This window comes from Stieleria maiorica, from assembly GCF_008035925.1.
Classification (GTDB): domain Bacteria; phylum Planctomycetota; class Planctomycetia; order Pirellulales; family Pirellulaceae; genus Stieleria; species Stieleria maiorica.
Genome location: NZ_CP036264.1, coordinates 4549976 through 4568611 on the forward strand (window position 1 = coordinate 4549976; position 18636 = coordinate 4568611).

Below are 18636 nucleotides of genomic sequence, written 5' to 3' on the forward strand. Positions count from 1 at the left end.
TTCGTAAACCGCCTGGTCTACCCGTCTTAGCCATCTGAAGAATTCCCATGACGTCCAAATCACGTGCAATGAATCGTAGTGTCCACCCAAGCAACGGGTTTACAAAGACTCAGTGGTCATGTCAGGGCCGATCCACGACGCCGGCTGCCGATCTTTCCGCTTTTTGTCGCTCCCAGGCCTTTTCGCGATCAAGCCGATGGCGCCGAACGTGGAAAACGTGTCAAGCGTGCGGTCGGTCGGGTCAATCCCAGCACGTGGCGTCAGCCAGTGGCAGGGTTTGGGAGGGTTTTGTCACGGGCCGTTCGCTGACCGGCCGGTTGAATCCATTAGCCGTATAACGCGAGCCCAATGCCACCCACTTTCTGAGCCGACGGCGCTAGCCGCGGCGAACCTTGGGTTTCCCTTCGAGCTTTCTGAGCCGACGGCGCTAGCCGCGGGCCTTGGACTGACCTTCGAGCTTTATGAACCGACGGCGCTAGCCGCGGGCCTTGGATTGACCTTCGAGACTTGTAAGGCCCGAGGCTAGCGCCTACAGCTCAGTTTGTGATCGGATTAAATCAACAGGCCGTGGCGTCTCCCGCTGGCAGCGGTCGCCAATACCTGCCCCGCGGTCGATTCGACCGATAGCCGCTAGGCATTTGCCGCGGGGAAAGTTAGGATTTTGGCATGAGCGAGAAACAATTCAGTCATCGAATGCGTCAATTGCGAAACCTGGTCGTGATGGCATTGGCCGACGGGACGATCGGCGAACGCGAAGTCGCCTATGTCGCCCAGCGTTGCCATGATCTGGGGTTGGGCGAAGCGGAATTGCATCGGGCGATCCGATTCGGCCTTGGCGACGATGCGGCATTGGAACTGCCGACCGACCAGCAGGAACGCAACGAATTGATGGTCGATTTGGTGCGGATGATGGCTGCCGACGGAAAACTGGATGAAAGCGAAAAACGCCTGTTCGCGCTCGCAGCTGCCAAGATGGAAATCTCGTCCGAGCAGCTCAATCAATTGCTCGACCAATCAATGGAATAGGCGACGTGGCAAAGATTCTGATCACGTCGGGACCGACGCGGCAGTACCTTGACCCGGTGCGTTACATCTCCAACGCGTCGAGCGGTCGGATGGGCGCCGCATTAGCCGAAACAGCGCTGCGACTGGGCCACGAGGTGGTGATCGTGACCGGCCCCGTCCCCACCACGTATCCGTCAGCCGCCCAAGTCGTTCCCGTGGTAACCACCGACGAAATGCTGGCCGCCAGTCAATCATGGTTCGCACGCTGTGACGGCGCGATCGGGGCCGCTGCACCGTGTGACTACATGCCACGGATCGTCGAAACCGAAAAGATCGCCAAGACCGGCGCCCCGTTGACGCTGCAACTGATCGAAACCCCGGATGTCGTCGCGACACTCGGACAAGCCAAGCGTGACGACCAATGGGTGGTCGGATTTGCGCTCGAAACGAATGATCGCCGGTTTCGCGCGACGGTCAAACTGGAAAAGAAACACTGTGACATGATCATCAGCAACGGCCCCACGGCAATCGATTCCGATGTGAACGATGTCGAACTGTTGGACATCACCGGCGAAGTCGTTGCCCGTGTCAAAGGAACCAAACAAGAAGTCGCCGACGTGCTGATCGCGGAGATCGATCGCCGATTGATTCGCAAAACGATCGCGTCGGGCAAGTAACTCAACGATATGACTGCAACACAAACAATCGACTTAACGACCGCGTTGGGGCGGCTGACGCTTCCCAACCCGATCATGGTCGCCTCGGGCACCTTCGGATACGCACGGGAAATGGAACACGTCGTCGACGTGTCGCGTCTGGGTGGGGTGCTTCCCAAAACAATCACCGCCGAACCGCGGATCGGCAACACCCCGTGGCGGACGGTCGAAACCTCGGCCGGTTTGCTCAATGCGATCGGCTTGGACAACGACGGCGTCGATGCTTTCATCGAACACCACCTTCCCTACCTGCAATCACTGTCTGTCCCGATCGTCGTCAGCGTGGCCGGACGGACGCAAGACGATTTTGTCTCTTTGGCCCGACGGATCGGCGAGTTCGGCGTCGCTGCGGTGGAACTGAATCTGTCCTGCCCGAACGTCAGCGGCGGGGTCGATTTTGGAACCAACGCGACCAGCTGCCACGACGTCGTGGCGGCCGCGCGCGAGGCCTGTTCCGTTCCGATCCTGGCCAAGTTGACTCCCAACGTAACCCGCATCGCCGACATCGCCAAAGCCGCTGCCGAAGCGGGCGCTGACGCCGTCTGTCTGATCAACACGGTCCTGGCGATGGCCGTCGATTGGCGCCGACGACGCCCGATACTGGGCAACGGCATGGGGGGCATGAGCGGCCCGGCCATCAAGCCGATCGCACTGCGATGCGTTCATCAAGTCGCCTCCGCGGTCGACGTGCCGATCATCGGGATCGGCGGTATCGCGACGATCGATGACGTGATGCAGTTCCTGGTCGCCGGTGCGTCCGCGGTGCAAATCGGAACGGCCAACTACTACGACCCGACTGTTTCGACGCGATTGGTCGACCAATTGCCATCTGCCCTGGCCGAACTCGAGGCCACCTGTGTTGCCGATGTCGTCGGCACACTCAAGGTCTGATCGGACAGAAAGGAATCAACCGCGATGGCACTGTTGACGATTGCAGACGTGACGATTGGGTTTGCCGGACCACCTCTGTTGGACGGCGTGACGGCCCAAATCGAACCCGGCCAACGGATCGGCTTGTTGGGCCGAAACGGCGCCGGCAAGACAACGCTGCTGAAACTCCTGGCCGGCGATTTGCAACCCGATCACGGCGAAATTCAACTCGGCGAGCAAACCCGCGTTGCCCGATTGACGCAAGATGTGCCGTCGGACCTGACGGGAACCATCAGCGAGATCGTGCTCGCCGGTATCCCGACCGCCACAGTCGAAGATCCGACGACGCGGTGGGAAGCCGAACACGCCGTTGAAACCACGCTCTCACGCATGCAGCTGGACGGATCTCTTCGATTCGAAGCGCTCTCCAGCGGGATGAAGCGTCGTGTGCTGTTGGCCAAAGCGATCGTCGCCCAACCGGACATCCTGTTGCTGGACGAACCGACCAACCACTTGGATATCGAGTCTATTTTGTGGCTGGAAGACTTTCTGTCCCGTTGGGACAAAACACTGATCTTCATCACGCACGACCGTTCGTTTTTGCAATCGTTGGCGACACGGATTTGGGAAGTCGATCGCGGGCGATTGTTTGATTGGTCCTGCGACTACCAGACCTTCCTCGTCCGCAAAGAACAGGCGCTGCAAGCGGAAGAAAAACAGAACGCGCTGTTCGATAAACGGTTGGCCGAGGAGGAGGCGTGGATTCGTCAAGGAATCAAGGCACGCCGCACGCGTAACGAAGGGCGTGTTCGTGCACTCAAAGCGATGCGTCTGGAACGCAGCAAGCGGCAAAACCGCGTCGGCAATGCGAAGCTGGAACTGCAAGACGCGAAACGCAGCGGCGTCCTGGTCGCCGAACTGACCGACGTCAGTTTCGCCTACGGTGATCACACCATCATCGATCAGTTTTCGACCGAGTTGATTCGCGGCGACAAGGTCGGCATCATCGGTCCCAACGGCGCCGGCAAGTCGACGTTGTTAAAGCTGATGCTGGGAAAGCTGAAACCCGAATCCGGCTGCGTCCGCCTGGGGACCAATTTGGAAATCGCGTATTTCGACCAGCTGCGAGACACGTTGGACCCGGAAAAGACGGTCCAGGAAAACGTCGGTGACGGCAGCGAGCAAATCAAGGTTGGCGGAAAGTCCAAACACGTGCTGGGCTACCTGCAAGATTACCTGTTCACCCCGGAGCGGGCACGCACCAAAGTTAAATTCCTCTCCGGTGGAGAGTGCAATCGCGCGTTGTTGGCAAAACTGATGACCAAGCCGGCCAACGTGTTGGTGATGGACGAACCGACGAACGACTTGGACGCCGAAACACTGGAACTGCTCGAGGAATTGTTGGCCGATTTTCAAGGCACGTTGTTGCTGGTCAGCCACGACCGGACGTTTTTGAACAACGTCGTCACCAGCACGATCGTGTTTGAGGACGACACCGTCCGTCAGTACGTCGGTGGCTATGACGATTGGCGGGCTGCCGTGGCACGACGAGACGCTGCGGGTAACGGTCGTCGACCTACGGGGAAAGCCGACTCAAACCCGCAAAAGACTGATCCGGTGAAGACGAAAGCGGCACCGCCCGTTTCTGACACTGCAAAGCGAAAACTGTCGTACAAAGAAAAACGCGAACTCGAAGCGTTGCCGGAAAGGATCGAAACCCTCGAACAACAAATCGCAGCGTTGCATGCGGCGATGGCCGAGCCGAGTTATTACCAATCCGGTGGAGACAAGATCGCTGCTGATGCGGCACAACTGGCGTCCGCCGAAGAAGAGCTTGCGGCGGCCTATCAGCGCTGGGAAGAGCTTGAAGAATAGTCGCCGTCGATTCGCAAAACCGAATCGACGGCGACCGGTGGGCGTCGTGCCCCGAGGGCCCATCCATCGGACGCGAATCTAGCGTTTCAACGGTTTGAAAACAGATCAATCGTTGATTTGATTTGAAATTTTCTTAACGTTTTCCGGTGCGCATCAACTTCGATGACAACGCGCCATCGGATGTGGTCATATTTGTCGCGCTAGCAGCGTCAAAACTTGCGGCCACCCCCAGCGGGCTGCGGAAACCCCACAAGAGCAGTCGAGTGGTTCGTCAATCTTATCGGTCGCTCGTAAACGAAACGCGCCGTCACAAGGTCGGAGGACCTTCAATTGCTTCTTCGTTCATCGGCGGCGAACCAGAGATCAACAGCACGTCACTGGAACGAAGCAACGATCCTTTCTCTAAGTGCACGTTCTTGGTCGCGATGGTGTACTCCACGAGTGCCGCGTAGTAGCGTGATTGCGATTCACTGACACGGCGTTGGGCGTCGAGCAGCTGATCAAAGTTGATCGGCAATCCGGCTTGCTGGGACGTTTCCAATGCCGCCAGCGCATCGGCCGCGGCATGGTAACGATTCAGGTTGGTTTCGACTTGCGCGTAAGCCCGATCGCACTCGGCCACCATGGAGGTCAAATCGTGGATGATTTGACGCTGCTGTTGTTCCAAGATCGCCCGCTCGCGCGCCACTTGAAGTTTTGCATGTCGAACGGCCAAATGCCCTTGGCGAAACCCGACGGGCAATTTCAACTCCAAACTCGCTTCGTACTCCTGCAGGTCGAACGAGGCCAGGTCAGAGATCGCCGAATCGCTTCCACCGAGGTTCTTGTCCAAGCCGCGAAGACGATACATGGTGACGAAGTCCAGAGACGGCATCAGAAAGTTTTTTGCCGCCAGCAACTCCATTTCCCGTTGCTTGATCTTCAATCGCTGTTGCTGCAACTCGCTTCGCAGCAGGACCGCCTCGGTCGAAATCGATTGCCAATCAAACTCGATTTTTGCGACCGAAGGATCATCGCTGGGGCGTAGCATCGCTCCATCGTTGATCGGCATTCCCAGGATCAACCGCAATCGCCGCTCGGACGCTTGCACGCCGCCGACCCCGGCGAATGCCCCGCCGGTGGTCGAGTTCCCGTTCTGTGTTCGCATCGATGGCTTTCCCGCGATGGCATCTTGGTACTCGCTGCGAAAGCGAAAGTATTGCTCGCGAGCCAATGCTTCGGCAGCACCCGATTGGCGATTACTGGTTTTCTGGGCCTCGTAACTTCTCCACGTTTGCTCGCTCCGCAGCATCGCGTCGCGTTTCGCGTCGGCATCGCGATAGGCGAAGTACAGGTCCCAGTAGGCATTGACCACGTTGCTGACGTAGTCGCGAACGCCTTGTTCGAATTTTGCCGATGTGATCTCGCTGTTGACTTTGGCGATCAACACGCCGTTGTAGACGCCGGGCAGGGCGGACGGTCCCGCAATCCGGTTGAACTGTAATCCACCGCCTTGCAGCAACGGTTGCCTCGCCTCGGCATGCAGTTGCGTTTGCCAGGCGCTGTCGGTCAGATTTCCGGTCGCGTTATTGGCGTCATAGTCGGTCACACTGCGGACGGAAAATTGTGCCCCGGTGGGCGTCCGCTTGGTCAACTGAAAGACATAGTCGTGGGTGTCTTGCTTGAAGGCGTTGGCACCACCACCAAAAAAACGATTGTTGAACCGGCGGTCGTTGTTTTGCCATTTGCCGAAGGCGTAGAGCTGTGTGTCGAATGCACTCAATGCCGCTTCGACACTCTCTTGCGGATCCAAGCGTTGCAGCGGCTCGCTGTACTCTGATTGAACTTGATCAGGCGCACGCAACACGCTCGCACCCAGATCGCGCAGAACACTTCGGTTTTGCAACGCGATCGCTAGCGCTGATTCGAGCGTCAGATCACGGATCGGTGCCGATTCGATTTCCTCCACCGATCGCAATGTCAATGGCGCCGGCACTTCGTCAACCGTGATCGCCGCTGCCATCGTGTCGGATTGGATCTGGCACATGATCGCATCGACGCAATCGGTCCGCTGTCCGATCGTCTCTCGGATGCTGTGATACTTGTGGCATCCCGGGCCGCTGATGGCGATGACCAAGGCCAGGAAAACGTGGGCCCATGGAAGCACGCGCAGCCGGATGCATTCAGGCCGGAGGCCTGCAGCAGGTTGGTTGGTAACGACTGGTATCGATCGATGCGGCAAGAGTCTGAATCATGGGCGGCAAGGGATCGGGGCAGAGTCGCTCCAATCCATATAGTCGATCTAGGTATAGCTTTCGTCATTTATCGAACCTGTGCCCGACAATCCTGAGCCGAATCCGATCGATTCGCTTAACTGGGACGACACCTTGCTTGGTCCAGTCGTGTCATTGGGGGTAGTGGAACGCGCCGACGGCTTGGCGGTCTCATCAAAATTGCCAATCCATGTGATCATGCCAGCCCGACGCGTGAGCGAGGGGCGCCGCTTGGCCCCTCGCTCACGCGTCGGGCTAGCATTGGAGGCCTGAAGTCGAATTCACGGTCATCCGCCCAGGCCCCGACCTGCACGATTCTTTCGATCGCCGTGAAACCCTGTTTCACGCTTGCGGCGTTGTGATCGCTAGAGTCATCGTGACCATCAAGGATGGCTGCTCTGCGAAGTTTTGCCAACGGTGTTCCGAATACCAAGTGTGTGTACCACTGGAACACCCGGGACCCAAAACCATGCCGTCGCTCCGTTTGAAACTCACCGCCCTCCTGGCCGCCGCCGCGGTCGGTCCCTACGTCGCGACCGAAACCGACGTCGGGCGTAAGACGATGTCCACGGTCCGTTCTCTCTTTGACGGGGCTGCATCGACCGCAGATTCGCTGTCGGGGATGGCGCCGGGAATTTCGACGAACGAACAGGAGCGGACGAGCGGCTATGCCAACCATTCGCACTACGAGATCGAAAAACTGCGTCAGGTCGGCTCCGATCGGTACCGCTACGATACCGAACTGGCACGAAAGTTGGGTGCGATCCCCCAAGATCCAGCTGAGGAACCGACGCTCAGCGGTTACCAAGTGAAAGACCTCCGCGAGGTGTTGCGATTTGATATCGGTCCCGACTGGGTGGTCAACCGATTCTCGCGTGTCAGCACTGTGCTGGCGGATCTAAAACTGAAAGGGTTGCGGGTGCCGGTGGTGACCGGGATCATGGCCGATGATGTGGCGGGAACCCTGACGTTCTATTTCGACCACTCCGATCGATTGCAGCGATTGACCTTTCATGGTTTCACCGGTGACCCGGCAAGATTTGCGGAGATCATGACGGCGTATTTCGGTTTGGCTCGCGAACCGGCGTTGGAGGCCGGCGCGTTTACGAAGCGTTGGAACGGTCGGCCGGTTCATTTCATGCGTCTGACTCACGCGCCGGTCGTCTATAGCAATGCCGTTCACCAAAAGTACACGGTGTTCCTGGAACTGAATCAACCCGACTTGGCGTACGGGATCAGTGAAGAAGCGCGGAAAATCGTGATTTCGGACCGCCACACAGGTCGCTGGTAGCATCACGATGCCGTCCGGCCGTATGATGCGGCCACACTGATTCTCAAGTTACCCCAAGGCATCTGTGCGGTGAATTCAGAACCTCCCGAAACCCCCGATGGCGATCCGGATCCGCGGGACGAATCGCCGTCGGTAACGGCGTCCGATTTGCAGTCGACGTGTGGCGATGCGAACGAATCCGACTTGGCTTCCGAAGCGGTCGGGGTTTCGCCGCGGGCGGCTGCGTTGGAAAAACTGCCTTCCTTGGCACGGATCACCTCGGTGATCATGTTGATCGCCGGCATCCTGGTCGTCGGGCTGTTGTTCTACAAGGTCATGGTGGGGTTCTTCATCCCACTGTTCATGGCTGCCGCATTGGTGGTGATCTTTCGGCCGGTGCACGAGTGGATTCTGAAAAAGCTGCGGGGGCGACGACGAACAGCCGCGATCGCGACCACGTCGGTGATCCTGTCGATTGTGCTGCTACCGATCATCCTGCTGTTGACGGTGGCGATCGGTCAATTGACCGGGCTGGTCAGCCGCACGGACCTGGACGATTTGAAGGCCGCGTTCGAACGTGGCCGAACTCGACTGGGGTTGGAACTGCAACACGCCGATCGATTCCGCCGCCTCGATCAACTGGCCGGGATGATGGACCAGATCGAACAGCCCGAATTGGTTCGCGCGCAGATTGCCGAATCCAAGGAGCTGATCGCGTTTCTGGAATCCGAAGTCGTCGGGGCATCACCCACCGGCGAAACCGGCGAGATTGCGAAGGAACAATTGACTCAGTTCGCCGAGATTGTGGAGCAACTGGAGTCGGTCCAACAGTCCGATGCGACCGCTGACAGCGTCGCGGCGGATAGAATCATGGTGGAAGAGCGATTTCACCGCGGATCGGTCGTCGCGTCGGCGGCTATTCACGCCTGGATGAACGCCAAGCTGGGCGGATCGTTCCGCACCGAAGTCAAGTTGCTGACCAACCCCAGTGAAAAGGATTTGGCCGAAGCGATCCGCGCGGTGCGTGAATACCTTCAACCGCGATTCGTCAAGCTGTCCGGAGTGACCGGTCGCGTCGTTGTCCAGGTCGTGATCGGCATGTTGATCATGGTGATCTCCATCTACTTCTTCTTCGTCGATGGCCCGGCGATGGTGCGGACATTGATGCGGCTCAGCCCCCTCGACGACGCATATGAATTGCGTCTGCTAGGTGAGTTTGAAAAGACCAGCCGAGCGGTGGTGTTGGCGAGCATCTTGAGCGCGGTCGTACAGGGCTTTCTCGCCGCAATCGCCTTCTTCTTCTGCGGCTTTGAATCGTTCATTTTGTTGTTCATGGTGACCACCGTGATGGCTTTGATTCCGTTTCTCGGTGCGGCATCGGTGTGGGTGCCGTGCGCCATTTATCTGGCCGCTGTCGATCAAAGCTATGGATCCGCGATCTTCCTGGCCATCTACGGCGCCGCCGTCGTTTCGTCGATCGACAACGTGATCAAAGCTTACGTGCTGCACGGCCACTCCGAACTGCATCCCCTGGTCGCGCTGCTAAGCGTCCTGGGCGGCGTCCCCGTCTTTGGCCCCATCGGAATCCTGATCGGCCCGATGGTCGTCGTCTTCTTGCAAACGCTGCTGGAAATTTTGAACCACGAACTGGAACTGCGCGACGCGCCCAAACAAGAATCGGTCACTTCTGGTTGATCGTTGTTGACTTCAGAACGTTACGGCAGATCCTCATTTTCCTGTCGATACTTCTGCTTCGGTTTTTCTGCCCCCCATTTTTCTGTCCCTCCCATGCCTTTCAACGAATCCCAATTCGAATCCGTCTGCTCCACCGCGCGTCAAGCGGCGATTTTCCAATCCGCCGCCGACGCATTGGAATGGGACGAGCGGACCGGCATGCCACTGGCCGCCGGTGGGTATCGCGCCCAGCAGGTCAGCACACTTCGGTCGTCGGCGCACCAGCTGCGCACCGACGACGTGTATGGCGATGCGTTGCAAACGCTGTTGGATCAGATCGGCGATCTGGATCCGCATTCCGATCAAGCGGCCACGGTTCGTGGACTCCATCGTGATTTCGTGCGTGACAAGAAACTGCCGATTGACCTGGTCACTCGATTGAGTGTCGCGACGGTGCGAGGGCAGCAGGTCTGGGACGATGCCCGGAAACGGGATTCGTTTGATGCGTTTCAGCCGGCGCTCGACGAGATCATTCGACTCAAACGCGATGCCGGTGCGCGGATGGCCGAAGGGACCTCGCACAGTGTTTACGAGGCGTTGTTGGACGAATACGAACCGGATGCTCAAGTCGACCAGCTCAACCCGGTCTTTAGCGAACTGAAACAACAGCTCAGCGAGTTGATTGTGGCGGTGACCGATTCGCCCCAACAACCCAACATCACGCCGCTGCAACGTGATTTCGCGATTTCGTCGCAACGGGAATTCAGCCGCAATGTCGCCGGATGGGTCGGCTTTGATTTCGCACGCGGCCGCTTGGACGAAACCAGCCATCCGTTCTGCACGACCTTGGGGCCGAACGACTGCCGCATCCTGACGCGTTATGAATCCAATTGGCTGCCCAGTGGATTGTTCGGGACGCTGCACGAAGCCGGTCATGGGATGTACGAACAGGGGCTTCGATCCGATTGGTTTGGGTTACCACCGGGCAACTTTGTTTCGTTGGGGATTCATGAATCGCAATCGCGGTTGTGGGAAAATCAAGTCGGACGCAGCCGTCCGTTTTGGGAGTGGTTGTACCCGAAAGCGGTTGGTGCGTTTCCGGAACAATTGTCGTCAACAGAGCTGGATGAGTTCTACTTTGCGATCAATCAAGTCCGTCCGAGTCTGATCCGAGTCGAAGCGGACGAAGCGACGTACAACCTGCACATCTTGATTCGATTTGAGCTGGAACAAGCGCTGATCAATGACGAGTTGTCGACCAGCGATCTGCCGGATGCGTGGAACCGGCAATACAAGGAATGCTTGGGGATCACGCCGCCATCGAATGCCGATGGGGTCCTGCAGGATGTGCACTGGAGCGCCGGCTTGTTCGGCTACTTCCCGACGTACACGCTGGGCAACCTGGCCGCCGCACAGCTATTCGATGCCGCCTCCGACGCCCTGGGGAATCTAGACACGATGCTGTCGCGTGGCGAATTCGCGCCTTTGCTGGAATGGTTGCGTGACAACGTGCATCGCCACGGGCGATGTTACAGCGGCTCCGAGTTGGTCGAAAACGCAACCGGCAGCCCGCTCTCGTCAACGCACCTGATGCGGTATCTGGAAAACAAACTTCGCCCGCTCTACGGAATCTAACCCTCCCAACCCTCAAGTGCACTTAGGTCCAGTGCAGAACCGTTGTCCCAATTGTTCTCCGGTGACCGCCCCGCGCCATCACCCCCATCTCTCAATTGGTGCCACCCATCATTCAACCGATCGGGGCTCGATTTGCTAGCAGCCACACGCCGCGTGTTCGGCTGCCGAGATTGATGGGTGGCACCAATCGGGAACGAGGGCTAGCAATTTGCTAGCAGCCACAACGTGGTCATCACGATCGCGGTTGGTGGGTGGCATCAATCAGATGCCAAGACGGTGCGATGGCGTAACAGCTGGGCCAACTCTCGAGCGTCCTCGGGTGCGTCGTTAACGCCGCCGAGTAACACGTATTCAAACGTCAACCGCAGCCCGCTCGCACCAGTTGGTGCCACCCATCAATCAATCCTCGCACCAATTGAGAATGCGCTCAGCCGAGGCGGCTGGGGGGGAACAATTGGGACAATGGTTCTTCATTCCTCTGGTACCTGCCAACGGATCACTTGGTCAGCACCAGCTTGCCCTGTCGGGTGCTCTGCAAACGATACAGCTTGCCCTCGTATTCGATCCAAACTTCATCCCCACAGCGTGCCAAGTCCACAAAACGCACAATCTTCCGGAGCGAATTCTCCAAATTGGCTCCGGCCAGCTCGGACAGGCTGGAGTCTGGTTTGTCGGCAGAATTGGAAGACATCGGGTAGGCCAAAAACGGGGGGGTGAGTCGCTGCGCGGCAACATTGTTGCGAGTCAGTCTCAATAACAAACCCGCATTTTTACTTTTTGTCAACATTCGCTGCGAAAACTTTTTACCCCCATTTTTGCGGTGCGATCCGAATTCCCGGAAACAGAGCATGACAATTTTGTCCAAAGGATGGGCTTTCGCACCGCCTGGAGTCCGATTACATTTTCCGTTGTTGAGACCTGATCTCAATAGCTTTTGCAGGTAGCAAGCCAGGCCATTCGCCGCCGCGTGGGCGTCTTTGGAGAGACGCGTTTTCACTGCGGTCGCGATCACGACCCAGCGAGCAAGAACGAAGCTTCGACCCCCGTCGCACTGGGCGACGTGCGGGCAGTTTTTGCTCTTTGCATCGTGAGGTTTAACTGTGCATTGGTGTCAGCGTGTTTTCTTGCCGGTCGCCATCGGCATTGCGTCGATCGCAACCGCGTCGGTTGCCCGAGCAGCCATCTTTACTCCCGGCGATGCGGTGCCGGATGTCAACGGCGAAGTTTTCACTTGGTCCGAATCCCAGGCCAACAGCAGTTTCGTGTTTTGGGACACGTTCGATGGATTCGCAGGCAGTACCCTGCCCGGGTTTCTTCCTGCGGGCACATCGCCGACGGCCAATGACAGCTTTGGCGATGGTGGACCGATCAGTTCGCTGACGTTTGAATCCAATCAATCGTTGGCGTCCAGCGGGAACGCCTATGGAGGCTTGTTCGGCCCCGGAGACAGTTCCAGCTTTCTGACCGATGCCTTCGCGACCGTCCGTTCGGGGACCTCCGGCGGCGGGTTCACGCGGATCGTCGCCCAGTTTGAAACCTTGGGATCCGAACTCGATTACTCATCAGTCTTGCTGAGCGCTTCGGCGGCGACCGCTGGAACGATCGCGCCGAGTTTCGTGATCGAAACCGCCCGCGTCTCTTTAGGCGGAACCTTCGGCGGTGAAGGCGTCAGCTTTCTCGCACTGTGGGACTTGAATTCGTCACAACCGGAGTATCGATTTGATTTCAACGCGCAATCCACCAGCATGTCGCTGGACCGGTTTCGCGTCGACACGTTCACACAAAGCACGCCCTTCGTCACACCCTCCGCAGTGCCTGAACCGGGAAGTTTGGCTGTGTTGGGCATGGTTGCCGGAGGTCTGGTCCTTCGACGTCGACGGCGTACAAGTCGTCGTGGAGTCAGCGGATCGGTTTCCCCTTCAGGAAACGTCTTGACGCGATCGTCCCGCCATGCATTCACGCTCGTGGAGCTGCTGGTTGTGATCGCGATCATCGGAATCATGGTCGGTTTATTATTGCCCGGTGTCCAAGCGGCACGGGAAGCGGCGCGACGGATGTCGTGCAGCAATAATTTGAAACAAATCGGATTGGCGATGCACAACTACGACAACGTCAACGGTTGTTTGCCGCCGAGTGCGATGGGGATTCGCGTCGGCGGGACCAGCCAACGCCCAGTCCACCGGGCAGGATTGACAGCGTTCGTTGCGATTTTGCCCCATGTGGAAGAAGACGCCTTGTTCGCGGAGTTTGATCTGAATGCCGATGCGTGGGCGGCGCAAAACGAAACGCCGGCCAAGAAAACGCCGGAAGTCTATTTGTGCCCATCGATGTCGTTGCCCGATAGCGGCGGCCCCGCCAATGGATACTCCAGCTATGCGATTTCCACCGGTACAAAAAAGTATCGCAATCAAATGCACAATGGTGCCATTGTGGACGCGATGAACGTGTTTCAAAGCGAACGCGTGTTGGCGGGAATCTCCGAGGCATTGTCTTGGTTGTCCTGGGTTGATGTGGACGACATCTCCAATGCCGACGGAACGTCGAACACGCTGTTGGCCGGTGAGTTTGGTGTCCAGGTTCGAGAAACGTCTTCACTGCCGTTTCCCTATCCGGGATCCGGCGGCCAGAGCGCGGGCAAATGGGCGATCAGTTACCCCTATCATTCCACCGCATCAACGTTCGGCAGTTTCAATGCCAAGACGATTTCGCTGTTCGACATCCCGTCTTACGAATCATTTCGCGGCCCGCATGCAGCCGGCGTTCAGTTCGTTTTGAGCGACGGCAGCGTGCGTTTCTTGACCGAATCGGTCGATGCGGTCACCTTGCATCGATTGACCAGTCGCAATGATGGCGAAGTACTGGACAAGGCTCCCTGGTGATTCACGGCGTTTCTGATGCAAAGTCACATTGTCCAGCGAGCGACCGCCTTCGGTTTAACGCTGTTGACGGTCCTGGTTGGATGCTCTTCGCCCACCCGGCCATCGGTTTCGGCCAGTGGTACGGTTGTCGTCGACGGCGAACCCTTGTCGGGGGCCGTGATTACGTTGGAACCGATGCGTGGCACCACCGGTCCCAACGCATCAGTACCAGTGTTTGACGGGGCCTTCGAGATCCCCGCGAGCGCCGCGTTGCACGGTGGCACGTATCGGGTTCACGTGGCAATGATCCCCGCCGAAATACTCGCCGGTCTTCCCGACCCGCAATCCAAATCGCTGCCGCCCGCCGGTGCCGTCATCGATCCTGCATTCGACGCCGATAGCAACCTGACCTGCCAATTGATCCCTGATCAAACGAACACGCTGACATTCGCAGTTAAGTTCTTAAAACGATGAGAGCCCCAAACGATAGGCCCCTCGCCTGTTCGCACGGTTTCGCCCATCCCCACCTCCATCAATGAAGTCCATCCCAATGAAACCTCTGTCGTTGATCCGTCGCACCGTCTTTCTTCAAGCAGCCGCCATCGCGTCCTGCTTACTCATTTCCCCGACCGCCAAAGCGCACATGGCCTGGCTGGCGACCGATGACCAAGGACATGCAATCCTGTGGTTTGGCGAATCGCCGCAAGACCGCACGTACCACATGCCCGCCCCCATCGCAGGGATCAAATTGTCCGGCGGCCCCAAGAGCATCACGACGGAAGCGGTCGACACCGAGACGCTGATCGGAATCCGCAGCATCAACCCGCTAAACGCGGCCGATGAGATCGCCGGTCACGTCACCTATGGTGTGTATCACGGGACAAAACTGACGTATCACGTCGAACATTTACCCCTGCGGGCGCCGAAACAATGGCCAGTTGAACCGCGATCCGACGCACCATTGCAATCAATCGTTACCCTGTCATCCGGCGGCGGTTTACAGGTCACGATTGTTGCCAATGGTAAACCCGCCGAAGACGTCCAAGTGAAACTCTTGGGCGCCCACGGCGAAGAAAAAGCATCCGCCAAGACGGATATCGCGGGGATCGTGACGTTCAAACACGATGTCGTCCAGCCCGGACTGAATGCAATCGTCGCCGGCATGACTGACGAACACGGAAGCGGAACACTTGACGGCAACAAATACAACAGCACTACCGATTACCTGACGGCGACCTTCCGAATCCCCGGAGAAGTCCCCGCCGCGAAGCCTGCCGAAAAACAACCCCAACGCCCCGACATGGAAACCGATCGCAGCGCATCGATCGTTCCGTCCGAGCTGCCGGAGCTGCCCGAAGAGCTGACCAGTTTTGGTGCGGCGATCGCCGGTAACACGCTTTACGTCTACGGTGGCCACACCGGCAACGCCCACTCCTATTCGACAGAAGAACAGTCTGATCGGTTTTGGGGCTTGGACCTGTCCAAGGGAAAAGCCGGATCGTGGAAGCAGTTGCCCGGTGGCCCATCGCTTCAAGGTCTGGCCTTGGTCGCTTATAAGAACCGTCTGATTCGGATCGGAGGATTCACGGCGGTCAACGGCCTGGGCGAAGAGCATGACTTGCGCTCACAAGCCTCCGTCACCGAGTACAACCCCGAAACCGAGACGTGGACGGATTTGCCGGAACTGCCCGAAGCCCGTTCTTCGCTGGACGCGGCCGTCCTGGGGGACCACGTTTACGTATTCGGCGGTTGGCGTCTGGATGGACAGAGCAGCGAGAGTCAATGGCATCAGACCGCATGGTCGCTTGACTTGAGTCAGCCCGAAGCCGCGTGGCAGCCGGTCAAAACGCCACCGTTCAAACGCCGAGCCATCACCGTAGCCGCGCACGACGAAAAACTTTTCGTCATCGGCGGGATGAATTCCGATGGGAAACCCACCACGCGTGTCGACGTCTATGATCCCGAGCAACAAACCTGGAGCGAGGCGCCGTCGCTGCCGGGCAGCGGGATGGCGGGTTTCGGGGCAGCCTCGTTTGCAACCGGCGGCAAGCTCTACGTCAGCACCATGGACGGATTGCTGCACCGACTGTCCGGCGATGGTCAACGTTGGGAAACGATTGCCAAAGGCCCGCTGGCACGGTTCTTTCACCGCATGTTGCCGACCGGCGAGAACACGCTGCTGATGGTCGGGGGAGCGAACATGCAGATCGGAAAGTTCACCCGCATCGATCAGATTCAAATTCACTAGCGCGATGACATGACACGCCCAATAGGACAGCTGGGACCTATCACTCCTAGGCGTCCTATCGGTCCCCGGAGCGTTTGTAGCTTATTCGGCAGTAGAAGCCGCTCGGCCTGGATCGTTGACGCCTTCGCTAAGTACCACCGCCGGCGAGATGAACGACAGGCCTTGCGTGTTGGTGGTGTCGACCATCACGGTTTCGACCACCGGCTGCGTGACCTTGGTCCCGGCCTGCCACTCGACGATAAAACTTGCCCCTGCCCCACCGGCCTTGTCATCGCGGGCGATCACGAACTCGGTCGCCGCCAAGGGACTCAGTCGCAAGGTTTTTTTCAGCAGCGACCGCAGTTCTTTCCCGGCGGTGTCGAAGTAGCGAACTGAGGTGACCGCGATCTCGTTGTCGACATCCGTGTTGCGGATGTTCAACGTCACCGTCAGCGGATACGGTTCCCCTTTTTGATGGTAGACGTGCGAATAAGCCGGAACGTAAAGCCGTTGTCCTTGGACCGGGTGCCAGGGCAATGTGTCCACCTCCATCCGAGCTTCATCACGCAAGCTGGGCGATTGGTAGGGGGTCTTGGCGGCCATCGAGCGTAACCGAAACTCGACAAAGATCACGATCAAAACGATCGGCACCACGACCAACAGAAAAATCAGCAGCTTGATCTGCCGCGAAATCTTTTCCGCTTGCTCTTCGGTGATTCGGTTGGACACTTGATCCCTCTCGGTGTGACGTTTGACCGGCCCATCGGCGGCAAACTCCGCCTTCCCAGATCATCGCCAAGGTTTCCCAGTCGGTACGGTTTGACAATTGACGCGCCCACCCGTTCGGTGAACAAGGCGGGCGACGCAACACTCATCTTGAAGGTACCACACCGGGTCGCCGATTCAATCGGGAATCTCGACGCCCGCAATGACCGTTTCCGGCGAGGCTTCGAATTTCTCGCGACAATGATCGCTGCACAAGTGTGCTTTGTACCCGTGCAGTTCGGCGGAGTACTTTTCGTCTCCGTCCATCGCCAGACTGCAAACGTAACACTTTTTGATCACGTGATCTTCGCTGCCGTCAAGCAGGTCCGCCTTTTTGAGCGCCGTCAGCGTGGCCTCGCTTGGCGGGGTTGCCGTCGGAGCAGGCGTCGCGGTTGTTTCCGTGTCCCCGGCGCACCCGGGGAGCCCCAGCAGAAGCAGCGCAAGTGTCAGAATTGAGAATGACTTCATGGTTTTGTCTCGTTGAAAAAGGTGGCTCGATCTGATGGCCACCTGGCTGTAACACGCCGCGTGGACGTAGCGACGCTCGCCAGAGAGCGGAAAATGTGGGTGATCCACCCTCCGGCGAAGGTAGCTACGATTGTCAGGCTAATCACAGTATTCCGTGTGCAACGGGGGCCTGTCCAGCTAGTTCCCCATCGCCCAAGGCGTTTGATTCGCAACGTGAACGGTGATCGTGGATGCGTAGCTGGTGTAGTCGTATTCGTCGGTTCGTTCATCTTCGGCCTTGTGGTGGGCGACGATCAAGTAGCGGCGTCCGACGTCGGGAACGAAATTCGCTTCGCCCCGGTCATCGGCACGGACTTCGTATTCCGGGTCAAATTCGCCCGACAGCTCTTGGCCTTCGGGGATAAAGCTGACCACGACGTCCGGCAACGGCTTGCCATGGTGCAGCACCACGACGGTGATCGGCCGTCCGACGACGGTTTCACTGATCGGACAGCTCTGTAACACTAATTCAAAGGGCAGTCCATCAGGCTGCGAGTGAATTGGTTGGTCGACGGACGCCGAATCCAGCGAATCGGCGACCAGAAAGTATGTCTTGGCGGTTCGGACGCTGCGAACGGGCCGGCCGTGATTCATCACCCGCTGAAGCGATTGAACGACACAATGGACGCCCGGTTGCGACACGGCGATTGGGGTTGTCCAGTAACCCTCCTTCTCCGCCGACGCCGTCGCGAACAGCTGCTTTCGTAGATCATTGCGTGTGCCATCGGGCGCCCGGTGGTCGAGCGAAACCCAGTCCACCGTGACCCGACCGGCCAGCTTGAAATCGCGGTGGTGATTCCCGTGATTGCCCAAACGCAGATCCACCTGGACGTTTTCACCGGTTCGAACGATCGGCGAATCGGTTTGAAGCCAGACGTCGTGGGCGGAGCCAAGGCACGGAACGATCAACAGACAAAGGGGAGCGAGGAAACGTGGAAAAGTTAACATCATCGTCATTTTGGTTTTCAGTGAGTAACAGGAA

15 protein-coding genes are annotated in these 18636 nt (G+C 58.2%); 10 read left to right on the top strand and 5 right to left on the bottom strand.

Features of this window, described 5'->3' with window-relative positions; all coding sequences use genetic code 11:
• Positions 1–666 precede the first annotated feature (666 nt).
• Genes Mal15_RS15350 through Mal15_RS15365 form a run of 4 tightly spaced genes read left to right on the top strand, consistent with a single transcriptional unit; the run spans position 667 to position 4466 of the window.
• Positions 667–1026 (top strand): TerB family tellurite resistance protein, encoded by a 360-nt coding sequence (locus tag Mal15_RS15350; protein ID WP_147868585.1) that lies wholly within the window; start codon positions 667–669, stop codon positions 1024–1026.
• 5 nt (positions 1027–1031) lie between these two features.
• Entirely contained in the window at positions 1032–1682 is a 651-nt protein-coding gene (locus tag Mal15_RS15355) for a phosphopantothenoylcysteine decarboxylase domain-containing protein (RefSeq protein WP_233903468.1), read from the top strand.
• Between the two features lie 9 nt (positions 1683–1691).
• Positions 1692–2612, top strand: coding sequence for a dihydroorotate dehydrogenase (locus Mal15_RS15360; protein ID WP_147868586.1), 921 nt, complete (start codon positions 1692–1694; stop codon positions 2610–2612).
• 30 nt (positions 2613–2642) lie between these two features.
• Positions 2643–4466, top strand: a complete 1824-nt coding sequence (locus Mal15_RS15365; protein WP_147872035.1) for an ATP-binding cassette domain-containing protein — start codon at positions 2643–2645, stop codon at positions 4464–4466.
• A gap of 307 nt (positions 4467–4773) precedes the next feature.
• Here the strand turns inward: Mal15_RS15365 and Mal15_RS15370 are convergent, their stop codons facing one another.
• Entirely contained in the window at positions 4774–6612 is a 1839-nt protein-coding gene (locus Mal15_RS15370; RefSeq protein ID WP_390623517.1) for a TolC family protein, read from the bottom strand.
• Between the two features lie 575 nt (positions 6613–7187).
• Here Mal15_RS15370 and Mal15_RS15375 point away from each other — a divergent pair.
• The 3 genes from Mal15_RS15375 (at position 7188) to Mal15_RS15385 (ending at position 11297) form a co-directional block, all read left to right on the top strand.
• Positions 7188–8009: a DUF6690 family protein gene (locus tag Mal15_RS15375; RefSeq protein ID WP_147868587.1), complete on the top strand. Its 822-nt coding sequence runs from the start codon at positions 7188–7190 to the stop codon at positions 8007–8009.
• Positions 8010–8078: 69 nt separating this feature from the next.
• The gene (locus Mal15_RS15380) at positions 8079–9683 is read left to right on the top strand and encodes an AI-2E family transporter (protein WP_147868588.1); all 1605 of its coding nucleotides are present in this window, start codon (positions 8079–8081) and stop codon (positions 9681–9683) included.
• A 93-nt stretch (positions 9684–9776) separates the two neighbouring features.
• Complete coding sequence (locus tag Mal15_RS15385) at positions 9777–11297, top strand: carboxypeptidase M32 (protein WP_147868589.1); 1521 nt, start codon at positions 9777–9779, stop codon at positions 11295–11297.
• A 496-nt stretch (positions 11298–11793) separates the two neighbouring features.
• Here Mal15_RS15385 and hemP read toward each other — a convergent pair whose 3' ends face one another.
• On the bottom strand, positions 11794–12294 hold the full coding sequence (gene hemP / locus Mal15_RS34680; RefSeq protein ID WP_233903469.1) for a hemin uptake protein HemP: 501 nt from the start codon (positions 12292–12294) through the stop codon (positions 11794–11796).
• Between the two features lie 103 nt (positions 12295–12397).
• Here hemP and Mal15_RS15395 point away from each other — a divergent pair, with 103 nt between their 5' ends.
• The 3 genes from Mal15_RS15395 (at position 12398) to Mal15_RS15405 (ending at position 16403) form a co-directional block, all read left to right on the top strand.
• Positions 12398–14176, top strand: coding sequence for a DUF1559 domain-containing protein (locus tag Mal15_RS15395; RefSeq protein WP_147868590.1), 1779 nt, complete (start codon positions 12398–12400; stop codon positions 14174–14176).
• Positions 14177–14191: 15 nt separating this feature from the next.
• Positions 14192–14629, top strand: coding sequence for a hypothetical protein (locus Mal15_RS15400; protein WP_147868591.1), 438 nt, complete (start codon positions 14192–14194; stop codon positions 14627–14629).
• 61 nt (positions 14630–14690) lie between these two features.
• A complete protein-coding gene (locus Mal15_RS15405; RefSeq protein WP_233903470.1) occupies positions 14691–16403 on the top strand; it encodes a Kelch repeat-containing protein in 1713 nt (570 codons plus the stop codon).
• A gap of 81 nt (positions 16404–16484) precedes the next feature.
• On the opposite strand, the gene Mal15_RS15410 is transcribed toward Mal15_RS15405, so the two are convergent.
• The 3 genes from Mal15_RS15410 to Mal15_RS15420 form a co-directional block, all read right to left on the bottom strand.
• On the bottom strand, positions 16485–17111 hold the full coding sequence (locus Mal15_RS15410) for a DUF3124 domain-containing protein (RefSeq protein WP_147868592.1): 627 nt from the start codon (positions 17109–17111) through the stop codon (positions 16485–16487).
• Between the two features lie 174 nt (positions 17112–17285).
• The gene (locus tag Mal15_RS15415) at positions 17286–17615 is read right to left on the bottom strand and encodes a hypothetical protein (protein WP_147868593.1); all 330 of its coding nucleotides are present in this window, start codon (positions 17613–17615) and stop codon (positions 17286–17288) included.
• A gap of 177 nt (positions 17616–17792) precedes the next feature.
• Positions 17793–18602 (bottom strand): DUF4198 domain-containing protein, encoded by an 810-nt coding sequence (locus Mal15_RS15420; protein WP_147868594.1) that lies wholly within the window; start codon positions 18600–18602, stop codon positions 17793–17795.
• Positions 18603–18636: the final 34 nt, after the last annotated feature.

Coding starts and splice junctions, on each gene's coding strand:
- Mal15_RS15350 (WP_147868585.1), top strand. CDS start 667: ATGAGCGAGAAACAATTCAGTCATCGAATGCGTCAATTGCGAAACCTG.
- Mal15_RS15360 (WP_147868586.1), top strand. CDS start 1,692: ATGACTGCAACACAAACAATCGACTTAACGACCGCGTTGGGGCGGCTG.
- Mal15_RS15375 (WP_147868587.1), top strand. CDS start 7,188: ATGCCGTCGCTCCGTTTGAAACTCACCGCCCTCCTGGCCGCCGCCGCG.
- Mal15_RS15385 (WP_147868589.1), top strand. CDS start 9,777: ATGCCTTTCAACGAATCCCAATTCGAATCCGTCTGCTCCACCGCGCGT.
- Mal15_RS15400 (WP_147868591.1), top strand. CDS start 14,192: ATGCAAAGTCACATTGTCCAGCGAGCGACCGCCTTCGGTTTAACGCTG.
- Mal15_RS15405 (WP_233903470.1), top strand. CDS start 14,691: ATGAAGTCCATCCCAATGAAACCTCTGTCGTTGATCCGTCGCACCGTC.
- Mal15_RS15415 (WP_147868593.1), bottom strand. CDS start 17,615: ATGAAGTCATTCTCAATTCTGACACTTGCGCTGCTTCTGCTGGGGCTC.
- Mal15_RS15420 (WP_147868594.1), bottom strand. CDS start 18,602: ATGTTAACTTTTCCACGTTTCCTCGCTCCCCTTTGTCTGTTGATCGTT.